Origin of the sequence: Kordiimonas sp., assembly GCF_048260245.1 — a bacterium.
In the GTDB taxonomy this organism is placed as follows: Bacteria; Pseudomonadota; Alphaproteobacteria; order Sphingomonadales; family Kordiimonadaceae; genus Kordiimonas.
Genome location: NZ_JBLXGZ010000028.1, coordinates 13,957 through 35,652, shown reverse-complemented (window position 1 = coordinate 35,652; position 21,696 = coordinate 13,957). Strand labels below are relative to the sequence as shown.

Annotated in this window: 13 protein-coding genes; 11 read left to right on the top strand and 2 right to left on the bottom strand. The window is 54.1% G+C overall.

Features of this window, described 5'->3' with window-relative positions; all coding sequences use genetic code 11:
• The first annotated feature begins 78 nt into the window (after nt 1–78).
• The 11 genes from ACN0VM_RS13495 (at nt 79) to ACN0VM_RS13445 (ending at nt 11,941) form a co-directional block, all read left to right on the top strand.
• Nucleotides 79–744, top strand: a complete 666-nt coding sequence (locus ACN0VM_RS13495; RefSeq protein WP_417451417.1) for a TetR/AcrR family transcriptional regulator — start codon at nt 79–81, stop codon at nt 742–744.
• A 143-nt stretch (nt 745–887) separates the two neighbouring features.
• Nucleotides 888–2,042 carry an amine dehydrogenase large subunit gene (locus ACN0VM_RS13490; RefSeq protein WP_417451416.1) on the top strand — a complete coding sequence of 385 codons (1,155 nt, stop codon included), beginning with the start codon at nt 888–890 and terminating at the stop codon, nt 2,040–2,042.
• 9 nt (nt 2,043–2,051) lie between these two features.
• Nucleotides 2,052–2,582, top strand: coding sequence for a MauE/DoxX family redox-associated membrane protein (locus ACN0VM_RS13485; protein WP_417451415.1), 531 nt, complete (start codon nt 2,052–2,054; stop codon nt 2,580–2,582).
• Complete coding sequence (locus tag ACN0VM_RS13480) at nt 2,579–3,175, top strand: redoxin domain-containing protein (protein ID WP_417451414.1); 597 nt, start codon at nt 2,579–2,581, stop codon at nt 3,173–3,175. Before ACN0VM_RS13485 ends, ACN0VM_RS13480 begins: the two co-directional genes overlap by 4 nt.
• Nucleotides 3,176–3,190: 15 nt before the next feature.
• Complete coding sequence (locus ACN0VM_RS13475) at nt 3,191–3,751, top strand: methylamine dehydrogenase light chain (RefSeq protein WP_417451413.1); 561 nt, start codon at nt 3,191–3,193, stop codon at nt 3,749–3,751.
• Between the two features lie 8 nt (nt 3,752–3,759).
• A complete protein-coding gene (locus ACN0VM_RS13470; protein WP_417451412.1) occupies nt 3,760–4,233 on the top strand; it encodes a c-type cytochrome in 474 nt (157 codons plus the stop codon).
• A gap of 107 nt (nt 4,234–4,340) precedes the next feature.
• Nucleotides 4,341–4,733, top strand: a complete 393-nt coding sequence (locus tag ACN0VM_RS13465) for a c-type cytochrome (protein WP_417451411.1) — start codon at nt 4,341–4,343, stop codon at nt 4,731–4,733.
• A gap of 51 nt (nt 4,734–4,784) precedes the next feature.
• Nucleotides 4,785–7,133 carry a TonB-dependent receptor gene (locus ACN0VM_RS13460; protein ID WP_417451410.1) on the top strand — a complete coding sequence of 783 codons (2,349 nt, stop codon included), beginning with the start codon at nt 4,785–4,787 and terminating at the stop codon, nt 7,131–7,133.
• Between the two features lie 69 nt (nt 7,134–7,202).
• Entirely contained in the window at nt 7,203–8,882 is a 1,680-nt protein-coding gene (locus ACN0VM_RS13455; protein ID WP_417451409.1) for an AMP-binding protein, read from the top strand.
• Between the two features lie 25 nt (nt 8,883–8,907).
• Nucleotides 8,908–10,311 carry an aldehyde dehydrogenase family protein gene (locus ACN0VM_RS13450; RefSeq protein WP_417451408.1) on the top strand — a complete coding sequence of 468 codons (1,404 nt, stop codon included), beginning with the start codon at nt 8,908–8,910 and terminating at the stop codon, nt 10,309–10,311.
• 10 nt (nt 10,312–10,321) lie between these two features.
• Nucleotides 10,322–11,941 (top strand): AMP-binding protein, encoded by a 1,620-nt coding sequence (locus ACN0VM_RS13445; RefSeq protein WP_417451407.1) that lies wholly within the window; start codon nt 10,322–10,324, stop codon nt 11,939–11,941.
• A 148-nt stretch (nt 11,942–12,089) separates the two neighbouring features.
• On the opposite strand, the gene ACN0VM_RS13440 is transcribed toward ACN0VM_RS13445, so the two are convergent.
• Both ACN0VM_RS13440 and ACN0VM_RS13435 read right to left on the bottom strand, forming a co-directional pair.
• Nucleotides 12,090–19,538 (bottom strand): filamentous hemagglutinin N-terminal domain-containing protein, encoded by a 7,449-nt coding sequence (locus ACN0VM_RS13440; RefSeq protein WP_417451406.1) that lies wholly within the window; start codon nt 19,536–19,538, stop codon nt 12,090–12,092.
• An 11-nt stretch (nt 19,539–19,549) separates the two neighbouring features.
• Nucleotides 19,550–21,367, bottom strand: a complete 1,818-nt coding sequence (locus ACN0VM_RS13435; protein WP_417451405.1) for a ShlB/FhaC/HecB family hemolysin secretion/activation protein — start codon at nt 21,365–21,367, stop codon at nt 19,550–19,552.
• Nucleotides 21,368–21,696: the final 329 nt, after the last annotated feature.

Below are 21,696 nucleotides of genomic sequence, written 5' to 3'. Positions count from 1 at the left end.
TTGTAATTTTCTGATGGCACGCCTAGTAATAGGCCAGACGGAGCAATTTTAGGTCAGCGGCATCGGGAAAGTAAGACAATGCGTACACTGACGCTTCAAGGGCGGCATGAAAAGGCGAGTTCTCGAAAAGGACGGAAGCGTGTTGAAGTTATTCTTAACACTGCGCGCGATATCCTGATTGACGAAGGTTATGCTGCACTTTCCATGCGGCGGATCGCCAAGATGTCAGGTATCACCGTTGGAAATCTCTCCTATTATTACACGAGTAAGCAAGACCTGGTGCAGGACCTGCTGGAAGCTGTGATACAGGGGTATATGGGGTGGTGGGACGACATAATGGCAGACGATAGTCTGACCCCTGAACAACAGTTCGCCAAAATTATTTCTTTTATCATAGATGACCTCACGACGAAGGAAACGACACATTTTTTCCCCGAGCTTTGGGCTTTGGCAAACCATGAGCCATTTGCGCAAGAGGCGATGAACACCATGTATGGGCATGTACGTGACATGCTGATGGAGATGGCGCAGCGCATTAATCCTGCGCTTAGCGTCAGCGAACGGGAAATTTTGGCGGTGTTTATGTCCTCCTCATTTGAGGGGCATACCATGTTCCTCGGCTACGGCCGACGCTGGAGCGACCGGACGCCGCAAATATCTCACATTGCCATACGCTCCTTTCTCCATCTGATCAAAACGGCGACTCCCGAAAATATTAACGGTTTCGATCCAGCGATAGCTTAAGTCCGATCACAGATTAATGCTCATCTTCAAGACGTTACAGCATGACTGCTGTGATCGCTTGACAGGCTGTGCCTTTTTAAAATATAGGACATATGTACTAAATAGGACGTACGTACTATATTTACGCGACAGGGGAGCAGGACATGAGGAAACTTCTGGCAATTTCAGGCGCCGTAGCGTTGCTGACCTGTGCAGTGAATGCGCAGGATTTACCGGTTGAACCACTCCCCAAGGTTGAGACGTTGCCAGAGTCATATCCTGATCACTGGATTTATGTTCATGACGTGAATTTTATGAGCCTGATTGACGGTAAGGTCGTCCTTTTGGACCCCATGGCAGAAACCCGCCAATATAAAGGGGCTGTGGGTGCCGGGCAGTTTGCCTCATTCATTGCACCCAGGACCCGTCCCGAGTTTTACGTGGCGGAAACTTTCTATTCCCGGGGTACGCGGGGTGAGCGCACGGATGTGCTGACGATTTATGACCGTGCGAACCTTGCCCCTATCGGTGAGGTTGCCTTGCCGGGTGGAAAGCGCAGCTTGTCGGTCACCCAGAAGGCAAGCTTGGGCCTTAGCGCGGATGAGAAATTCCTTTATCTTTTCAACTTTACGCCGGCGGCGTCGGTCTCAATCATAGACCTTGATGCCCGGCTAATCGTCAATGAAATACAAATACCCGGGTGCAGTCTGGTCTATCCCTTTGGGATGCGCTCCTTCGGTACCCTTTGCGGTAATGGCAGCATGACCACCTTTACGCTTGATGATGGCGGGCAACTGGCATCCCGCCAGTCTAGCCGTGCCTTTAATCCCATTGACGAGGACCCGCTATTCATGAAGACGGCCTTGCTTGGCGATCGTACGTATTTTCCCAGCTTTAAAGGGCGGGTGCAGGCGATTGAATACGGCGCGGCAGGGGCTGTCCCCGTCAAGGGCTGGGCCGTGGCCGGTAGTGCAGCCGCTGGCGGGGCATACCGACCCGCTGGATGGCAGGTGATCGCTGCGAGTGAGGAAACCGGTAAACTCTACCTGTTGATGAACGAGGGAGCAGGCGAAGGCGACCACAAAAATGGAGGCGGTGAGGTATGGGTAATTGACCCCGAAAGTGGCGCCGTTGAAAGTCGCTATGCGCTTAAAAGCTGGGGGCTGTCCATCGAGATAACAGGCGGAGCCAAACCGCTTCTGGTGGTGTCGACCATAAAGTCCGAGATTGAAGTTTACGATGCGGCCAATGGCGGGTTCGTCCGTATGATTGGCGGCGATCTCGCTATTTCCCCCTTTGTCATGCATGCGGTCAGATAGGGGTTGATGATGGATATAGCCGCTGCTCTGACGATCCAGCTTTTTCTCGCAATTGTGCTTGGTGCAAGTGCATACAAAAAAGTGACAGATATGGAAAGCTTCAAGGCATCGGTTGAGACCTATGCCGAGTTCCCCCAAGGCGTTGCTGGTGTGTTGATTCCCCTCGTTCCGCTCAGTGAGTTCACCGTTGCGGTGGCCCTACTGGCACCAGCAACGTCAATCTATGCAGCGGTTGTCGCTGCTGTGTTGTTTGCGGGCTATGGCCTGTTGATCGCGAAGGCGGTGTTGACGGGACGCACCGCAGCCGATTGCGGATGCTCGTTTTCTGGAAAAACGATACCGCTTCGCGGGGCGCTGTTGTGGCGCAATCTTGGGCTTGTAATCGCGGCTCTGGTTCTGGCTTTCGCGCCAGCACAAGAGGTGCCTTCGGGCGCGGATGTGGCGCTCGCGGCCTTTGGCGCCGCGGCGTTGCTGATGAATTATCTGGTCGTGGAAGCGCTCATTGCCTTGCCACAACTAAACAGGGGAGGGGTTCAATGACCTCGTTGCTTTCCATGTCCCACGCGCTTTTGTGGGTGGCTAATATCGTGCTCGGACTGACTGTGCTGGCTCTGGTGCGGCAAGTTGGCGTGTTGCATGAGCGTATCGCGCCCGCTGGAGCGCTGGCGGTGAACAACCAACGTAAGGTGGGGGACAAGGTACCCGCTCTGCCGCTGACGACTCTCGCGGGGAGGTCAATCCTTACCGATAGCAGTAACCGCAGCAGGCTGTATTTCTTCCTCTCGCCTGATTGTCCGGTGTGCAAGACCTTGCTGCCTGCCATTCGTTCGCTGGCAGGCGCTGAAAAGCAGACCTTGGAAGTCGTGCTGGCGAGTGACGGTGCGAGCAAGGATCATAGAGGGTTTATCTCGACCCACAATCTTGAGGGATTTGACTATGTCGTCTCCGAAGAGCTGGGCCGGGCGCTAGGTGTTTCCAAATTGCCATATGGCGTTCTGGTTGGCCCAGACGGCGCGATTGCCGCGATGGGTATTGTGAATTCGCGCGAGCACCTTGAAAGCCTTCTTGAAGCGCAAGAACGCGGTGTGGCGTCTATCCAGGACTATATGAAGCGGCGCGTCACGGCTGATTAAACCAGGGGACATAACATGGTTTCGATGGATAAAATTACTGAAAAACTGAGCCGCCGCATGGCGCAAAAAACGTCCCGGCGCGGGTTATTGACCGCCTTTGGTACCGCGCTGGTCGGCGGCGCGGCGATCCCGCTGCTGCCTGTGGCGCGGGCGGGGCAAAGCGGGCAAGGTGTCCCATCCAATGGTTACGAGGGCGTGGCACCACAAAGCACCGGTAACGTGCAGGACCCGGGCGACCCGACAAGCTGTGACTACTGGCGCTACTGCGCAATTGATGGCTTTCTCTGTTCTTGCTGCGGCGGCACGCAAAATTCCTGCCCACCGGGCACAGAAATGTCGCCAATCACCTGGATCGGTACGTGCCAGAACCCGGCGGATAGCAAGCATTATATCATCTCTTACAACGACTGCTGCGGCAAGACGAGTTGTGGTCGGTGCCTGTGCAACCGCAATGAATCTGACAAGCCGATGGTGCGCCCGCAGGCCAACAACGACACCAACTGGTGCCTTGGCACTGAAAGCTCGGTTTACACCTGCTCCACAGCCGTGATTATCGGCCTCGCGCTGGAGGACTGAGGATGCGGATGTCTCAGTTTTTTGCTGCTGCCATGGCTGTCGGGATGACATCGCCTTTGGGCGCCACAGATCTGGAAGCAGGGGCCAAGCTCTACAAGCGGTGTGCGGCCTGTCACCTGGCTGATGGAGCGGGTGTGCCCGGAGCCTTTCCTCCACTGACGGGTAAGCCTGCGGCATGGTTTACGGAAAAAGAGGCCCGTCAATATCTGGTCATGGTGCTGAACAAGGGGCTGGCCGGGAAACTGGAAGTGGCCGGGGTAACCTACCGGGGCATAATGCCTGCGCAAGGTAGTTGGCTAAAGGATGAGGGCACAGCCGAAACATTGAATTATGTGATGATGGAATTGAATGGCGCGACGGACGCGCGGCCTTTCAGCGCTGAAGAAGTCGCCAACATCAAATCTACCATGGCAGGACAAAATGCTCGCACCTTGATGCAGCTTCGTCCGCAGGCGGACGCCGAAAGCGAGGCCGCAAAGTGAAATATCTGATCACAGGGCTGGCCTTATTCGGTGCTGCTTTTGTGGCGCAAACGGTGCAGGCCAAAGGCCAACAAAAACCAGTAATTTCATCACAAGAAGCGCGGGCTATGCCCGTGCTTCCTGACATTGCCGTGAAAAAGGCCCGCAACGACTGGATGCTTAATTGTCAGGGTTGCCATCAGGCAAATGGCGCCGGTTCGCAGGGCGGTGCGCCTGACATGCGCGGCATTGTCGCGCGCTTGTTAGCGGTAGATGGCGGTCGTGCATATCTTGGGCAGGTACCGGGGGTGGCCTATGCACCGCTGGATGACCAGAGCCTGGCAAACCTTCTGAATTGGCTGTTGCAGGAATACGACCCGGAAAACCTGTCAAACGACTTTCAGCCGTACACGGCCCAAGAGATTGGCAGCCTTAGAGGCATGCCGCTAATTGAAGAAGCACCGGAAATTCGGGCAGAGCTAATAACCATGCTGCAAGGGGCAAGCAGCACGGACAACTAGGTTCATAATCATCAGGGGGGCGCCCTTTGGCGCCAAGAGAGGAGTGCGAAAATGAAAAACACGGATGGGAAACGGTTCATAAAATTCGCTACAGCAGCCAGTATGCCAATTTTGATGCAGGCGGCGGCTTATGGCGCTCAGGAAAATGAACAGGCGAGCCAGGGGGGAGGCTCTGTTCTTTTCGAAGAAATTCTGGTTACCGCGCAAAAGCGTGAGGAAAGCCAGCAGGATGTGGGGATCGCGATCACGGCGCTCAGCGGCCAGCAGATGGCGCGACTTGGCTATACAAACGCACAGGAAGTCACTGCACTTGCCCCCGGGGTCAGCACGATCCAGCCGAACGGTGAAGCAAACTATGCCATCGGCATCCGTGGTGTCGCCAACAGCGATTTCACCACCAATGTTGAAAGCCCGATTGCTGTTTATGTGGACGAAGTTTACATAAGCCAGATGTCAGGCGCAGGTTTCATGTTGTTTGACATGGAACGGGTTGAGATACTGCGCGGCCCACAGGGTACGCTTTTTGGCCGCAATGCCACTGGCGGCTTGGTGCACTATATCACCAAAAAGCCGGGCCGTGAATTTGAAGGCTACGGCAGTATCACCTACGGCAGTTTCAACCGGGTAAAAGCCGAGGGCGCTGTTAACGTGCCGATTTCGGATACCCTGCAGGCGCGCGTATCAATGGCGACCCAGCAGGGCGACGGTTATGTGAAAAATCGCGTCCGTGAAGGCCAGAAGCTGAATAACGCAAATGATTATGCGGGCAGGCTTCAGGTACTCTATGAACCAACCGACACGTTTTCGCTGCTGCTGAACGCGCGCTATGGTTCGCAGGACATTCGCACCGGCTTTTTTGAGTATCTTTCGGCGGTCAACCCGGACAGCACACCGACACCGGATACCGATAACAGCAACCTTGGTGGCTATAATGACACCGATGGAGATGTGTATGCGGGTGCCTATGACTTCCATGGTCGTAATGACCTTGAGACAAAAGGCTTTTCTGGCACGATGAAATGGGACTTTTCCGGGCTGAGCCTCACAAGCATCACTGATTACCAGGAAGTGAAACGAGACTATATTGAAGATTCAGACGCCTCACCGATAAACTATTTTAACTTCTACCTGACCACGGATGTTGAACAATTTTCGCAGGAACTGCGCCTGTCGGGTCAGGTAGATAAACTGGACTGGGTTGCAGGCTTTTATTATCTTGACCTGAATATCAATGATTCCAATGGCGCTTATGCGCCCGGTTGGTTTGAAGACTTCCTGCCGATTGCGTTTGGTGTGACACCGGCTGATCTCGGCGGCACCAATGGCCTCGATAATCCCTATACCACCAACACCGAGAGTTGGTCCCTGTTTGCGCAGGCCAGCTATCATATGTCAGAGACTCTGACCCTGACGGGTGGTTTCCGCTGGATCGAAGAGAAAAAGGCGCACAGCTACCGTAGTGTGCTCTCGCTCTACCCTGATGGCGTGGCCAGCGGGCAGGACCCCAACATTGAGGAAATTGCCGACGGTGTGCCACCCTATGAGGGAGAGCGCAACGACGGAAACTGGTCGGCGCGTGTACAGCTTGACTATAAGCCGACGGATGACTTGCTGATGTATGCAAGCTGGAACCGGGGGGTGAAATCCGGGGGCTTTAATGCGCCGCTATTGCCGACGGACGTTTTTGTAACCGACCAGTTCATGAACTATGAGCCTGAAAAGCTGGATGCGTTCGAAGCCGGGTTCAAGCTGGATTTTGCCTCTGGCACAGCCCGTTTGAATGGTGCGGCCTATTACTATGATTACAAAAACTGCCAGGCGTTCTCAATCGTCGGGCTTGATACTTTCACCTTGAATGCGGACTGTGAAAGCAAAGGCTTTGAACTTGAATTTCAGGCCGCGCCGGCTGCGGGCCTTGATCTGTTGTTCGGTGTTGGCTTTATCGATGCCAAGGTAACCAATGTGCCGGGCGTCACTGTGGATGTGGATACGCCGCTTGGTCTGGTTGAAGCCGCTGCACCGGGCGCGACGCTGACACCAGTACAGACACCGAAATGGAACCTGAACGCGCTCGCGCGCTACGAGATACCGCTTAAAAACGGCAGTCTCGCCGTACAGGCAGATGCACAGCATCGCAGCGAACATTTCTTCGCGCTGGTTCAAACACCAGCCTCAACCGAAGACGGCTATACAATTGCCAATGCCTCGGTGACATGGTTGCCCGATGATGCGAATTGGAGCCTGCGCTTCTTTGTCAATAACATCACCGATGCTGAATATCTGGTTCAGACGTTCGACCTCTCCGGCAACATCGATAACGGCGGTGTCTTCTTTGGCATGATCGAGCAATATTATGGCCGACCCAGAACATGGGGAGCCAATCTGCGCTTCGAAATTTAAGGCAAGCGGTGCCACTGGTGCATGTCACTGGTGGCGCCACAACTTGTGACCATGTCTTAAGGGATGCAGATGATAAGTAGACAAATAAGCTATGAAAACGGTGCGACGGCGACACCGCTTCGCTTCCAGACAATCGGGCAAGCGCTTGATGACGCGGTTGGGCTTTATGGTGACCGTCCGGCTCTGGTGGTTAGACACCAGAAAATACACTGGACATATGCGGAGCTGGCGCAGGCCGCGACGGACTTTGCCGCTGGTCTCCTGTCGCTGGGGCTCAAGCCGGGCGACAGGCTGGGCATATGGGCGCCCAACTGTGCAGAATGGGTGGTGACCCAGCTGGCAACGGCAAAAATCGGCGTGGTGCTTGTTACCATTAATCCTGCGTACCGGCGCTCTGAACTGTGCTATGTGCTCAACAAGGTAGGCTGCCGCGCCATTGTTACCGCGACACGTTTTAAAACATCAGATTATATCAGCATGTTGCAGGACCTTGGCGCCCTGAGCGATGAGACGGCGCGCAATCAGGTGCCCACACTTGAGCAGGTCATCGCCATATCGCACATGCCGCCGCCCGGATACTTGAGCTTCAGTCAGGTCATGTCCCGACATACACCGGCAGCGCACGCAGAAGTGGGGGAGGTCGGGGCAAAACTGAAGCCGGATGACGCCATCAATATCCAGTTCACGAGCGGCACAACCGGTCTGCCAAAAGGCGCGACACTCACGCACCACAATATTCTCAATAACGGATTTTTTGTTGCTGAACGTCAGTGCCTTATTGAAGAAGACCGCCTGTGTATTCCTGTGCCGCTGTATCACTGTTTTGGTATGGTGATGGGCGTATTGGGTGCGCTTACCCACGGCGTGTGCATGGTGTTCCCGTCAGAAGCATTTGACGCCAGTGCGGTGCTGAAGGCGGTGTCTGAAGAAAAATGCACCGCGCTATACGGCGTGCCCACAATGTTTATCGCAATGCTTCAGCACGAAGATTTTGACAGTTTTGACCTGTCACGGCTCCGGACGGGCGTGATGGCTGGCTCACCATGCCCGGTGGAGGTCATGAAACGTGTCGTCAGCGATATGCATATGGACGAAGTTACCATCTGTTACGGCATGACGGAGACGAGCCCTGTAAGCCTGCAGAGCACTACCGATGACCCGATCGAAAAACGCGTCAGTACGGTAGGAAAAATTCATCCGCATGTCGAAGTGAAGATTGTTGATGAGAGCGGCGGTACTGTTGAACGCGGCAAGCAGGGTGAACTGTGTACCCGTGGCTACAGCGTCATGCAGGGGTACTGGGATGATGCGGAGCAGACAGCCAAAGCTATTGATACAGCGGGATGGATGCATACCGGGGACCTCGCGGTCATGGATGGTGACGGTTACGTCAATATCACAGGGCGGGTGAAGGATATGATCATCCGGGGGGGCGAGAATATCTACCCCCGCGAGATTGAAGAGTTTCTCTATAGCCACACTGAAATTCAGGATGTGCAGGTTTTTGGTGTACCCGACGAACGGTTCGGTGAAGAGGTCTGTTGCTGGGTTATTGCCGTTGAAGGAAGCACACTGAACGACGAGCAGATCAGAAGCTACTGCAAGGGACAGATCGCACACTACAAGGTGCCTCGCCATATCCGGCTTGTGCGCGAATACCCCATGACGGTGACCGGGAAAATCCAGAAATTTGTAATGCGGGAAGCCATGCTTGACGAGCTTGGACGAGACGAACAGCAAACGGCGTGAAGACGCACAGGGGAAGGATAGTTCAATGAAACAGTATCGCCTTTTGATTGATGGGAAGATGGTAGACGGCGCTTCAGATATGGCGGTGATCAACCCGGCAAATGAGGAAGCGTTCGCGCAGGTCGCGCGGTCAAGCGAAGCACAGGCTGGCGAGGCGGTTTCAGCCGCGAAAAAGGCGTTCCCAGCATGGTCCTCCATGACAGTGGACGAACGCCGCGTCCTCTTGACCAAACTGGCCGATGCCATTCAGGGGAGGGCGGCTGAATTTGCGCGTGTACTGACAATGGAGCAGGGTAAGCCGCAATCTGAAGCCGTGGCGGAAGTCGCCTATACGGAAGCTTTTATACGCTATACTGCCACGCTTGACCTGCCGGTCGAAACCTTGCATTCGGACACCGAAAAGCTGGTTGAGTTGCGGCGTAAACCACTGGGGGTGGTTGCCGCCATTATCCCTTGGAATTTCCCGCTGCTTATCATTGCCTTCAAATTGCCGTCGGCCCTTCTGGCGGGCAATACGCTTGTCATCAAGCCATCACCGACAACACCGCTGACAGCCGCGATGCTGGCGGAACTTTGCGCGGAAATTTTCCCGGCTGGTGTGGTCAATACAGTCACAGACCAAAACGATCTGGGTGGGTACCTGACCGCACACCCGGATGTCGCCAAAGTATCGTTTACGGGGTCGACGGAAACCGGACGCAAGGTTATGGCCAGCGCGGCGGCAACCCTTAAGCGGCTGACCCTTGAGCTTGGCGGCAATGACGCCGGTATTGTTCTTGATGACGTGGATGTAAAGGACACGGCACAAAAGATATACTCGGCTGCGTTCATGAACTGCGGGCAGGTGTGCCTCGCGCTCAAACGCGCTTATGTGCACGAGAGCATCTACGATGCCATGTGTGACGAGTTGGCACTGCTTGCCAAGCTGGCCATTGTAGATGACGGCCTCAAGCAGGGTACCCAGATCGGCCCGCTCAATAACCGGATGCAGTTCGAAAAAGTGAAAACGTTTCTGGACGATGCGGCCCACGCCGGGCATGTCATTGCCGGCGGTAAGGTCAAGGAACGAAAGGGCTTCTTCGTTGAACCTACTATCGTACGCGATGTGACAGACGGGGACCGCATTGTTGACGAAGAACAGTTCGGTCCGATCCTGCCGGTTATCGCCTATAAAAATATCGATGACGTTGTCGAACGGGTCAATGCGTCCGATTTCGGATTGGGTGGTTCAGTATGGTCGCGTGACCCCGCGCGGGCAAAAGAGGTTGCGCTAAAGCTGGAGTGCGGCACGGCGTGGGTCAACAAGCATCTTGATTTTGGCCCCGATGTTCCCTTTGGCGGGGCGAAACAATCCGGCATCGGGGTGGAGTTCGCCAAGGAAGGCCTGCACGAGTTTACGCAGGTCAGCGTTTTGAATATGGCGCTTTAAGGGGTATCCCATGGACGATTATGACCGTATACGCGCCGAGTTTTGCTGGCCGCAAAAATCACACTGCAATTTTGCCACCGATGTTGTTGACCGCTGGGCGAAGGATGTACCGGAAAAACGGGCCATGCTGTGGACCGACGATAATGGGGTTGAGCGCAACCTTACATTTCGACATTTCAGCGAGCAATCCTGCCGGGCGGCTAACCTGCTGTCGCGGTTGGGTATCCGGCGTGGCGATACGGTTGTTATCATTCTATCGCGGCAGATTGCCTGGTGGGAATTTCTGACAGCCTGCATCCGGGCGGGTATCGTGGCGTCACCGGGTACAACGCAGCTTTCGACCAAGGATATTGATTACCGGATCGAGGCCTCCGGAGCGGTTGCGGTGATCACAGATAGTGAAAATGCAGCGAAAGTAGACGCTGTCGGCAGTATCGGAGGCAGGTTGACAGCGCGCATTCTGGTTGATGGAGAACGTCCGGGCTGGCTGGATTATTCGGCAGAGGTCGAAAAAGAAAGTACAGACTTTGACAACGTTGATACGGCCACGGACGAGGATATGCTGTGCTACTTCACTTCAGGCACGACCGGCTACCCGAAAATGACTATCCATAGCCATGGTTACTATCTTGGCCACATAACCACCGGCCGCTATTGGCTGGATCTTACGCCTGACGACCTGCACTGGAATATTTCCGACACCGGCTGGGCCAAGGCTGCTTGGTCCAGTTACTTTGCTCCGTGGATACAGGGGGCAGCGCTTTTTGTCCATCACGGTGCAGGCTTTGACGCCAGCGCAACCTTGGCAATGTTTTCGCGTTATCCCATCACCACCATGTGCGGGGCGCCAACCATCTACCGTATGTTTGTACAACAGGACCTCTCGCTATACCGCTTCCCAGACCTGAGGCACTGTGTCGGGGCGGGGGAGCCGTTGAACCCAGAGGTGATCGAAACCTGGCGCCGCGCTACCGGGCTTGAGATCCGGGATGGCTATGGCCAAACCGAGACGGTGATTCTGTGCGGGTCATTCCCATCCATCAAAGTACGGCCCGGTTCTATGGGGAAACCAGCGCCCGGCGTTGATTTGGCCGTGATAGACGAGGTGGGCCAGGTCTTGCCCGCAGGCGAGGAGGGTGATATCGCCCTCAGGGTAGACCCTGGGCGGCCACTATGGCTGTTCAAGGAATATCGAGGCAATGCAGAGAAAACCGCCTCCTGTTTTCGCGGCGAATGGTACCTGACAGGTGACCGGGCTTACCGCGACAATGACGGCTATTTCTGGTTTGTCAGCCGTGCTGATGACGTCATCCTTTCGGCGGGCTACCGTATCGGTCCGTTTGAAGTGGAAAGCGCGTTGATAGAACATCCGGCGGTGATGGAAAGCGCGGTGGTCTCCAGCCCGGATGCAACCCGTGGCGAGGTTGTGGCCGCGTTTGTAGTGCTTTCCCCCGGTCATGAACCATCAGATACCCTGAGGGCGGAACTGCAACGTCACGTCAAGTCGGTGACAGCCCCTTACAAATATCCCCGCAAAGTGACTTTTGTGGATGAACTGCCCAAGACTGTCTCGGGCAAAATCCGTCGCATTGAGTTGCGTCAACGCGAGTGGCAGTCCAGTAATAGTTGAGCAGGCTGCTTAACCGAATAGCCAGTCTTGCGGGGCAGATATTGATCATCTGTCCCGCTTCTATTTGTGGTCACCTTATTTGAAGCAGCTAATGATGGTCACTGGTGAGGCGGGCTGCCTTGTGTCGGTTCTCGCCGGGTGTTTCATCTTACGATTTATTCTTTGTTCCTCCGGTCAGGTTGGACCACGTACCGCGCAAGAATTTTAGTAGCTCGCTTTCCTCGTCTGAATCTGCTTCGCTGCTTGTGCCCGCACCCTGTGATGGATTGATTGCATCAGGAGCGATGCCAAGGGAAAACTCCATCTCAAACACGTTTCCGGCGGTATTGGAAAACGCCCGGTCTGCAGGCGTTCCCGAACTGACCTGGGCCGGTATCGAGCCTGAGGTAATGCCGTTGTCTGGTGTGGTGACGGCGTTATCAAGCTCTTCGGGCTCAGGTCCGGGTTCTGGTTCCGGTTCCGGCTCCGGTTCTGGTTCTGGTTCTGGTTCTGGTTCCGGCTCCGGCTCCGGCTCCGGCTCTGGTTCCGGCTCCGGCTCCGGTTCCGGCTCTGGTTCCGGTTCCGGCTCTGGTTCCGGCTCTGGCTCTGGCTCTGGCTCTGGCTCTGGCTCTGGTTCTGGCTCTGGTTCTGGTTCTGGCTCCGGCTCTGGCTCCGCTTCCGCTTCCACAACGTTGCCATTCACATTAATGTTGGTGCTGCCATTCGGGACTGTAACAGTGTTGACAGTGCCGGTGACATTTGACTCATTCTGGGCGGAAATCGTCAGTGTGTCGACGTCCACTTCGACTTCAGCGTTTGCACCAGCTGCTACATCGGCAGTGGGGGCAGTTATTTTGCCGCTAACATTATTGCCCTGGACCGAGGCAGATGAGGTGGCGGTTACCTCAGCTTGAACATTATTGGCGGCAGCAACACTCACTGACCTGCCCTTGATTTTTGAAGCACTGACTGTTGACGCGGAAATGGCAATATCTTGTTGCGCATCTGCATCAAGGGTTGCTGTTCCGGTTGCTCCCACAGTGATCGTATTCCCGACAAGGCTGCCAGTTACGTTCGCGCCTTGGACCAAAACTGTGCCGCCGGTGCCCGTTGTGCTGGCGGTGACGTCAACCTCGACGTCCTCGTCTGCGATGACGGACACGCTATCCCCGGATATTTTTGATGTCGTGACCCGCCGGGCGGAAAGCGAAACACCGTCTGTCGCCGTCACATTCAGGGTCGCTGTCTGTCCGGCACTGACGCTGACATCCCGTGCATTGATTGAACCAACAACGTTGCGACCCGAAAGTTGTACTGTTCCGGTTGCGTTGACGGTATTTTCACCCACGCTGATATCGTTTCCCGTCACGTTCAGGTTTGTGAGATTTGTCGTGCCGGAGGACGAGTCATAATTCCCTGATATGACTGTCACGTCCCCCAAACGGACATTTTGCCCCGCGTCTACATGGGTCACGATGCCGGTGCCGGCATCAAGCCTAAGGTCTTCGGCTCCAGCTGTGGTTCCGTCGAGTTGCCCTTCGAATGAGATATTGCCGTCCGCGTCACTTGTATTGATCGTGACGTCATTCTCCAATGTTGTTGCTCCGGTCACCGTCCAGGTCTCGGCTGTAAACAGGGAGCCCTGCAACAGAACAGAACCGTCATAATATTGTGCGCCAGTCGTGGTGATGTTTCCGAGGCGTATGCTGTTTCCGTCAATCGATACGCTGTCTAGCGCGGTTATCGTCCCGGCACTTTCAAGGTATATGTCTGTACCAGAAAGGATAAGCCCATGGCTTCCTTCTACTGCACCCAGTGTGATATCGGCTGTGGTGTTGATGGTCAGGTCACCACCGAGGATAAATCCGTCTCCCAGTGAGAGTGTGCCCGTACTTACTTCACCGGAGAATGTCGGTACCACTCCCTCACTTACAGTCAGACCATCGACTGTTACATCGTCAAAAATGATCTGTTGACCGCCGCGTATAACTGCCTGTTCCTGGTATTCGCCGGAAGCCACCTGAATGATCCCGCCAAGAACTGCGGCATTGGACGCGTCGGTAATGGACGCAAGAGGCTGCCGCGCGTTACCCAGTCCATTGCCCAGATCGAAATCGTCTTCAGATGTATAAGTGGAATCTGCAGATGCATAGACATGAGAGCGGTTGCCTGTGTCAAGTGCAATACCCAGAAAGCCATTGGAGCCATATCGGCGGTCCAGCACATGCATGCCGCCATTGGCGTTGGAAAGTGCCATTATTCCGGCACCATAGGCATGCTCATCAACGGTAGGTGAGGTAGTATAGGCCTCATCTGAAACATTATTGAGGAAAACAATGTCCCATTCATTGCCGTTTTCCCCGGTCATATTTCCGGTGATATCGAGGTTGTCGGTGCGGATCAGGATGGAACCTTTGGTATTGTCGATTGTATTGTTGCTGATGATTCCCGTGTTGTTCCCGTGAAATGCGATGCCTGTCCTGACATTCCGGATAGTGTTGTCGCTGATTGTTATGCCTGTGGAATCTTTCTGGGCGACTATGCCGAACGTATTTGACACCGTATCCCAATCGATATTCGGGAACAGGTCGGCAAATGGACCGCTGATCGTGAAGCCAGCGACTGTTACATTATCTGTTTTAATGTTTATGCCGGTGGTGCCTTCTTCCACATGAAGGATGGTGCCTTCCTCGCCGTTCAGCGTGATGCCAGCGGTGTTGATGACAACGTTTTCGTTATACTCGCCAGCTTCTACCATGACGATATCGCCATTCGCGGCGAGTTCGAGACCATTATTAATACTGTTTGTCGTGTTAACGAAAATGTAGCCATCGCGTAGGGAAGCGGTGCCTGAATAGCCGGTGTCTAGCCCATCACCGATATGGCCTGCCAGTTCCAGCAATTCATCAGGACCAAGGTCTGAAAGATTGCTGCCGCCAAAGCGGTTTGTTTGCAGGTCGAGGACCATGTCCGTATACAGAGCGACATGCATTTTATTGTTGGTGAAATTATTGTTTTCCAACGTCATGGCGGGAGACGATGCGCCTGGCCCTACGCCAATCGCTTCAAACAGGTTTCCGCTGAAGCTGTTGCCAGTCACATTCGCGCCTGCGGGCCCATCGATCGATATGCCGACAAAGTTGATATCGAAACTATTGTCCGTAATTTGAACGTTGGTAGCGCCAGGGTTGATGTAGGTACCTGTATGCCAGCCAGAGAAACTGTTTTGGCTGATGCGTATGCCGTCGTGGTTGCCACCAGAGACGCTCAGAATGCCGCGATAGGTATCAGCGTCTACATCTCCGGTCCGCGTGAAAATGATGTTTTGCAGCGACACGTCGCCTGCACCGGACGCTAAATACACGCCTGCTTTGGAACCTTGTATACTGGCGCCGTCCAGAATGGTGAGCCCATCAATGGTTGTGCCGTTGGCGGTGCTATTTATTGCAATGGCACCTGAGAGAATACTTTCCCCGCTGCCACTCCGGCTACGCGCATCCACCCCTGCTTGCGCGCCAGACAATGTGATGTCTCGGGATAGTGTGACATTACCAAAATAATTTCCGGCACCGACCATGATTGTGTCACCTGATTGGGCAATATCAGCAACGTCTTGAATGGATGATTTTTCAAGGAAAAAGGCCGTACCGGTGCCGCCATACTCTGTGTAGTCGCTGTAACGCAGTGTGGTGTCTGATGTCAGCGCATATATGGATGTACCCACGGTATTGCTGTTTATGAAATCTGAAACGTAAGCAGTATCAGGTTCGGCGCCTACGTTGCTTCCCCAATACTGGAAGATATAGTCGCTGACGCCGGTGACATCGTTACCGGCCATGGTAGTCGGTGAATGTGCTGCGGAGTTCAGCCAGGCCACGTCGTCGACGATGCCGCGAACACGTAGGAAGTGATTACCGCTCACTGTGTTGTTGGTGATGGTGAAGTCGACATCACCGCTGTCGCCCGCTCCGTCCGTGATTGTGATGCCACCATGCAGCCGGTTGTTATTGACACGGAAACTGGACAGGTCATCTACATTGCCATCGCCGAAATACAGGCTTGTGCTGGTTTTTCCGTCAAAATTATACCCGGATGCCGCTGCAATCACCGAGTTCTCTATGATGAAACCATTCGCGGTGATCTCAAAAGCCTTATTTACTGAGTTGGCAGCGGATTCCGTATCGTTGGATCCTGCAGCGGCCTCAAAGCCTAAACCCTTGATGCTGACGTCGGTGCCTGTCACATAGAAGTTGGTTCCCCAATTTGACTCTGCACCGGAAATGATGGTGGCTTGCACCGCAGACCAGTCCGTAATCGACGTCCATGTGGCGTCCACGCCTTGCAGGGAAACGGTCTTGTCGATCAAAAGACCAAGGCCCGAGCCACTGTAATCTGTGAGTTCATTGTATGTGCCGGGGCCAATATAGAGGGTGTCCCCATCTTTCGCAGCGTTGACGGCGGTTTGCACCGACATGCTCGCGCTATCATTGGCTCCGATATAGAGGTGCCCATCGGCGTCTACATTTAAGTCGCCGTCCGTATCGGTATATATGCTGCCCGCGCTATTATGACGAACGACGGAATCTTCCGGTGTGGAAAGCGCCAGGGCGAAGGCGACAGCATCAGAGGCACTCGCTTGGAAATAGGTATATTCTGCACCATCGGAACGGGAGGTGGCATTTTGCACAATATACTCATAGCCCTCCAGATCGAGGTTGGTAATTGTGAAATGATTGCCGTCAGAATTTACATCATTCTCTGCGTAAAGCGCATTGCCTTCGGTGAGGTTGTTTTGCCCGCTGAGGCGAATATTGCTTGAGCCGCCTTCAGCGTAGCGACCTGCTGAATATATGCCGATACCGCCCCATAGGTTGCCTTGCGTAGTTATATTTGTCAGGGTGACGTCATGGGAATCTGTTATGGAGATACCCACTCCGCTTGTATCTGCGCCGAGGGCAGAAACATTGGTCAGTACGGCACCGGTCACCCCTAATAGGTCAATTTCAGAGCGGCCCGAGCCTGATACGGAAACATTACTGAGTGTATAAATCAGGTCAGGATCATCATTCAAAGGCCGGAACTTCAGGCCGTAGGTATTGGCGGTCGGACCCAATATATTCAGATTTTCAAGGCTGACCCCATCGGAATGCACGAGCATTCCGGCGCCGATGGAAGTCGATACATTGCGCGCGTCAATGATAACGCCGTCTGCACTCTCCCCAGTGAACGAAACGCTGTCCTGATCGATAAGTAACGGGCTGTCCAGCCGATAAGTACCGTTCCGCAGTAAGGCCTTGTCACCGGCCTGCATAGTGCCTGCGGCTTGAACCATATCTGTGCTTAGGGCGTAGTAGGAGGTGATTTGCCCGGCATACTCTATTTGGGTGGTGCGAACTGCCGTGCCTTCGCTCTCAAGCGTCAGGATAGCGCCGTCAGCAAAGCTGTTATTGTTGAAAATATCGCCCCAATCAAGATCAGGCAGGTTATTGCCGCGTGCACTGATTGGGTCATTAAGGCCTGCGAAAGTGTTGTTTTCAATTGTAGCACTGCCAACTTCTGAAAGAAGCCATGCGACACCATTCACAGAACTATTGAAGCGGACGCCGCTTTCACCGTCGTTACCTGCACCAATAAATTCATTACCGCTGATAATGCGGCTTTCTGCGGCGCTGTCATCACCGCTGCCATTTGCAATGGCTAGCAAATAATAGCTGTTGCTGCCGCCGATGAACCGATTCCCTTCCACATGGAAACTCTCGGTATCCTTGTTCTTGCCCTCAACGTCGCCAAACTCTGAAAAGTATAAAGCGACCCCGGCATTGCTCCCGTTGTTGTCTATGACAGAATTGCGTAGCGAAAAGTTGTCACCGATTACCTCAAGGGTTTTGTTGTCGCCTCCGGAAGTCGGCTTAAAGGACAGGCCCTGTAAGCTAATCCCATCGCCGTATATGAAATGCTGCGCGCCAAAACCCGCCTGGTGGCGCGCCGTCAGGGTGGCTTGGACCTCGTCGGCATCACTAATGGCTTCACCGCCATCGGTGACCCCTTGAATCAGAATGTTGTCTTTGTAGACATGAAGGCCGAAGTATTGTCCGCCCCCCTTTGCACCGGCTTGGGTAACGCCTGCATTGCCTTCCGCGTAGGTGCCGGGATACACATTTATGATATTCTGGTTGGTAGGCGATGCGCCGTCCGCGATAACGTGCACGGCGTCTTGAACTGCGCCGCCGTTATAGATGTTGACTGCGGTGGCGTTGCCGGAAAGTGTCTGGTTGTCGCCAAGGGTAATCGTCGCGTTGAGATTGACGGTGAGGTCGCCGTCGGCGTCCTCATCCAGGAACGTGAGAGAGGTTGCCGCCGTTTGCGAGCCAGTGTCGATGTCTGCGTCAACTGAAATACTGGTTCGCGCGGCAAGTTCCATGTTTGTCGACGCAAGCTGGCTTGTAATCGTGGCGGCTTCGACCTCGTTATCTCCGGTCACTGTAGACACTACCGTGAGGGTATCCGGGTCCAGGGACCATGTGCCATAGCGGCCATTCATGGCGCTGGTATCGACACGTGCATCAGGCATGATGCTCAGTTTTGGACCTGATGTTTCTATGAACCCTCCGTTGCCCGATAACTGCCCGCCGGCGGCACTGGCTGTGCCGGAGAAGGTCATTTGTTTGTTCGCAATCATGATCGCTTCGCCACCATCACCGTGGCTTTCTGACTGGGAGACGTCCACACTCCCATCGACATTGATACTGTCGCCAGACAGGATGATCCGCCCCTCTTTCTGGGAGACGGATCTCGCTTGCACCACGCCCGACATATTCACCACGGAATCGACAAGACCACGGGCGGCACTCGCCTGCAATACGATGGTTCCGCCGTCGCTCATGACAGTGCCTGCGTTGGCTAGAATTCGGCTTGTGGTGTCATCGGCGGCGAGGTGGATTAGCCTGTCGCCATATAGGTCGATGGTGAAGCGGCTACCGGCAGATAAATCTACGCGCCCGTAGTGCGCAGTAATAATGCCGTTATTCTCCACGCTGGGGGCAACAAAGGCGAGTAGGCCGCTTTCACGCACAGTCACAGTGCCGTCATTTATGACGTGGCCGTCCGCTGCAATTGGCGTGAAATGATGTCGACCAGCCAGAAAATCTTCGTCAGTAATGTTAGATGTAGTGGCAACCAGTCCGCCGACATCGACTTTTGCGGATTCGCCAAAAAGTATACCATTAGGATTGATAAGAAAGACCTGCCCGTTGGCCGACATGCGGCCTAGTATCTCCGACTGATATTCGCCGGTTACCCTGTTCAGGATAAGCGAGTTGGCACTGGGCTGGTCGAAAGTGACGCTGCCATTCGCTGTGATGGAGAAATCTGTCCAGTTAATGATGGCCTTGTCGCTGGTTTGATGAATGTTGGTATCCATACTGGTTGGTCTGCTGATGGTCACATCGCCTGAAACGATCGTGTCCAAAACAGGGCCGTCGGCACTGGCTGGCATGAGGGGGATTGCCCCGACCATAATAGCTCCAAGGCACTTGCCCGCAAGACTGGTGGCCGTGAGCAAGCGTACCTTCAGTAAAGCAAAGTGCGTGGTCGGATGTATTACCTGATGATGCCGCATGGTGGTCCTCCTCAAAACCTTAGGCTCAGACCGAAGAAGCCGCGCAAGGCACTGCCCCAGCGTTGATCGTAGTCGTCGGTTTTCTTGATAGGTGTTGCCAATTCGAACTGGGCGGAGATATTACGGCTCAAGGTCAGGCGCAAGCCAGCACCCGTCGAGCCTAGATCAGTGGATATGTAACCAGTGTCTGTGTGGTCCCATACGACCCCATAATCAGCAAAAGCGTAGACTTGGTAACGCGTTAGCCAGTTAAGATTTGCAGCCGCGTCGTAACGCAACTCTGCGCGTCCGGCGGCGCCACGATCTCCACTGATTTCCGAAGGATCGAAGGCCCGGCCATATTGGCTACCGCCGATTGCCATTTCTTCCGAAGCAGCGAGGGCGTCTTTGGTATATTGGCCGGTAACGTCAATCAGAAGGTTGACGCGCCGTGTGATTTTCTGCAACCGCATTGCAGAAAAGTTTATTTTGAAGAAATTTGTCTGTGCATCTGCGCGAGACATGCCTGTCGAGCCAGTATCCTTGGCGCCAAGGATATCAAGGCCATGATGCAGTTCTGTTGAGACAAGGTTGACGCCGTCCAGGCTATCGATGAAATCGAAGCTTGCGCCAGTCGTCACTTTGCGCACTCTGTCCTTGGTGAAATCCTCACCTAAAATAGTGGTTTCAGTGTTCCGTATATCAAGCCCGGCATGCACATACAGGCTTTTGGCACGGGACCGAATAACCGGGTGCGAAACGATGAACGCACCTGAGGTGGAACGGCTCCTGATTTCCAGGTCAGCGAGAGAAGCTCCAGGCTGAGAGCGGGTATGACGCGCGAGCAGTGTCATGGTCGTGCCTTCGCTGCCCAAAACTTGCTCATGACGTATTTCGCCACTTTTGAATTCAGCCAGCTGCGAGGCGCCGATTAAACGAACGCTGGTTTTGGACGCAGCGGTGAAAAGCGAATTAAAGCTTGCACCCAACTGCATCTGGATCGGTCCATTGAACTTGGAGCCACGGTTGTTAACGGTGCCGTAAAAGAAGACGGGATCTTCGCTGACCAAGATTGTAAGGTTTGTCGCACCGGGACTGGTAGGTGATGGCTGAAGTACTGCTTGGGCTTGTATTCCGGGAAGATCATTCGCCAGTAGCATGTATCGTTCAAGTGCGCTGGCCGTCAGGGGGACCGAGGCACGTATACGGTCCCCTAGACGGGTCAAAACCTTGTGGCCAAGTTTGATGTTTCCTTCAATAGAAACTGTATCAATGTAGCCTTCGACAACCTGTAAGGTGATTTGGCCATGCTCGATTTCCTGTGCAGGCACAACAACGCGCGAGAGAATGAACCCATTATTTCGGTACAGAGCCGTCATCTGGCCCGCTAACTCATAGACTTGGCTGAGGGAAATACTCTGACCTAAAAATGGCGCGTAGAGAGGTGTAAGGGCATCAGGCGCAAGGGCTTGCGCGCCGTTGATCGTAACCTTGGATAGTTGGAACCTGACGTTGCTGTCGGGGGGCGGCTGCTGTTTAATCCGATCTGGCGGTGTAATTGAGATGGTTGACTGCGGCATATCCACATCGTCGAACTGGTTTTCCAGTTTGGATGGGTCCGGTATGTCTGGCGGCGCATCTTGCGCTGCGGCTTTTTCCGGGAATACGATGGGAATGACGAAGGGTATCTGGGCCCATATCAGGATATGCAGAGCAAGACAAACTAGACCATTGCCGAGCCTTTTTTTGAGAAAGCAGCGCAGATACCTGCCAAGAGCAGGACTGTCGCAAAAGCAACCTAGCCCTGCTTCTGTGAAGCAGAGAACATTGATTTTTTTAACCCCCCACATGTGCAACACCAATCATTCGAGGATGATTAAGCGTAATCCTATCGCCCGAAACGCTGGGCAATAGGGGCGTCAACTTGGTACAAAATCGTAAATCAGCTACATCTCATCTGCCCGAAATCGGACAGGTCGCCGCTGATAAAGGTACAAGTTTCGTAAAAATTGTCAAATTCTATCGTAAAAATTGTCTTAATTCCCCCAACTTCAACCTAATGCTTGCTACGGTGGTTCATACAGTGTGCTGATTTTGTGATGCGGCAGTTAACCTGCTGGGATGGAGCCGTGCGACACACTGGCTTCTTTACTTGCTGTCCACGGGCTTTATCCTGAGC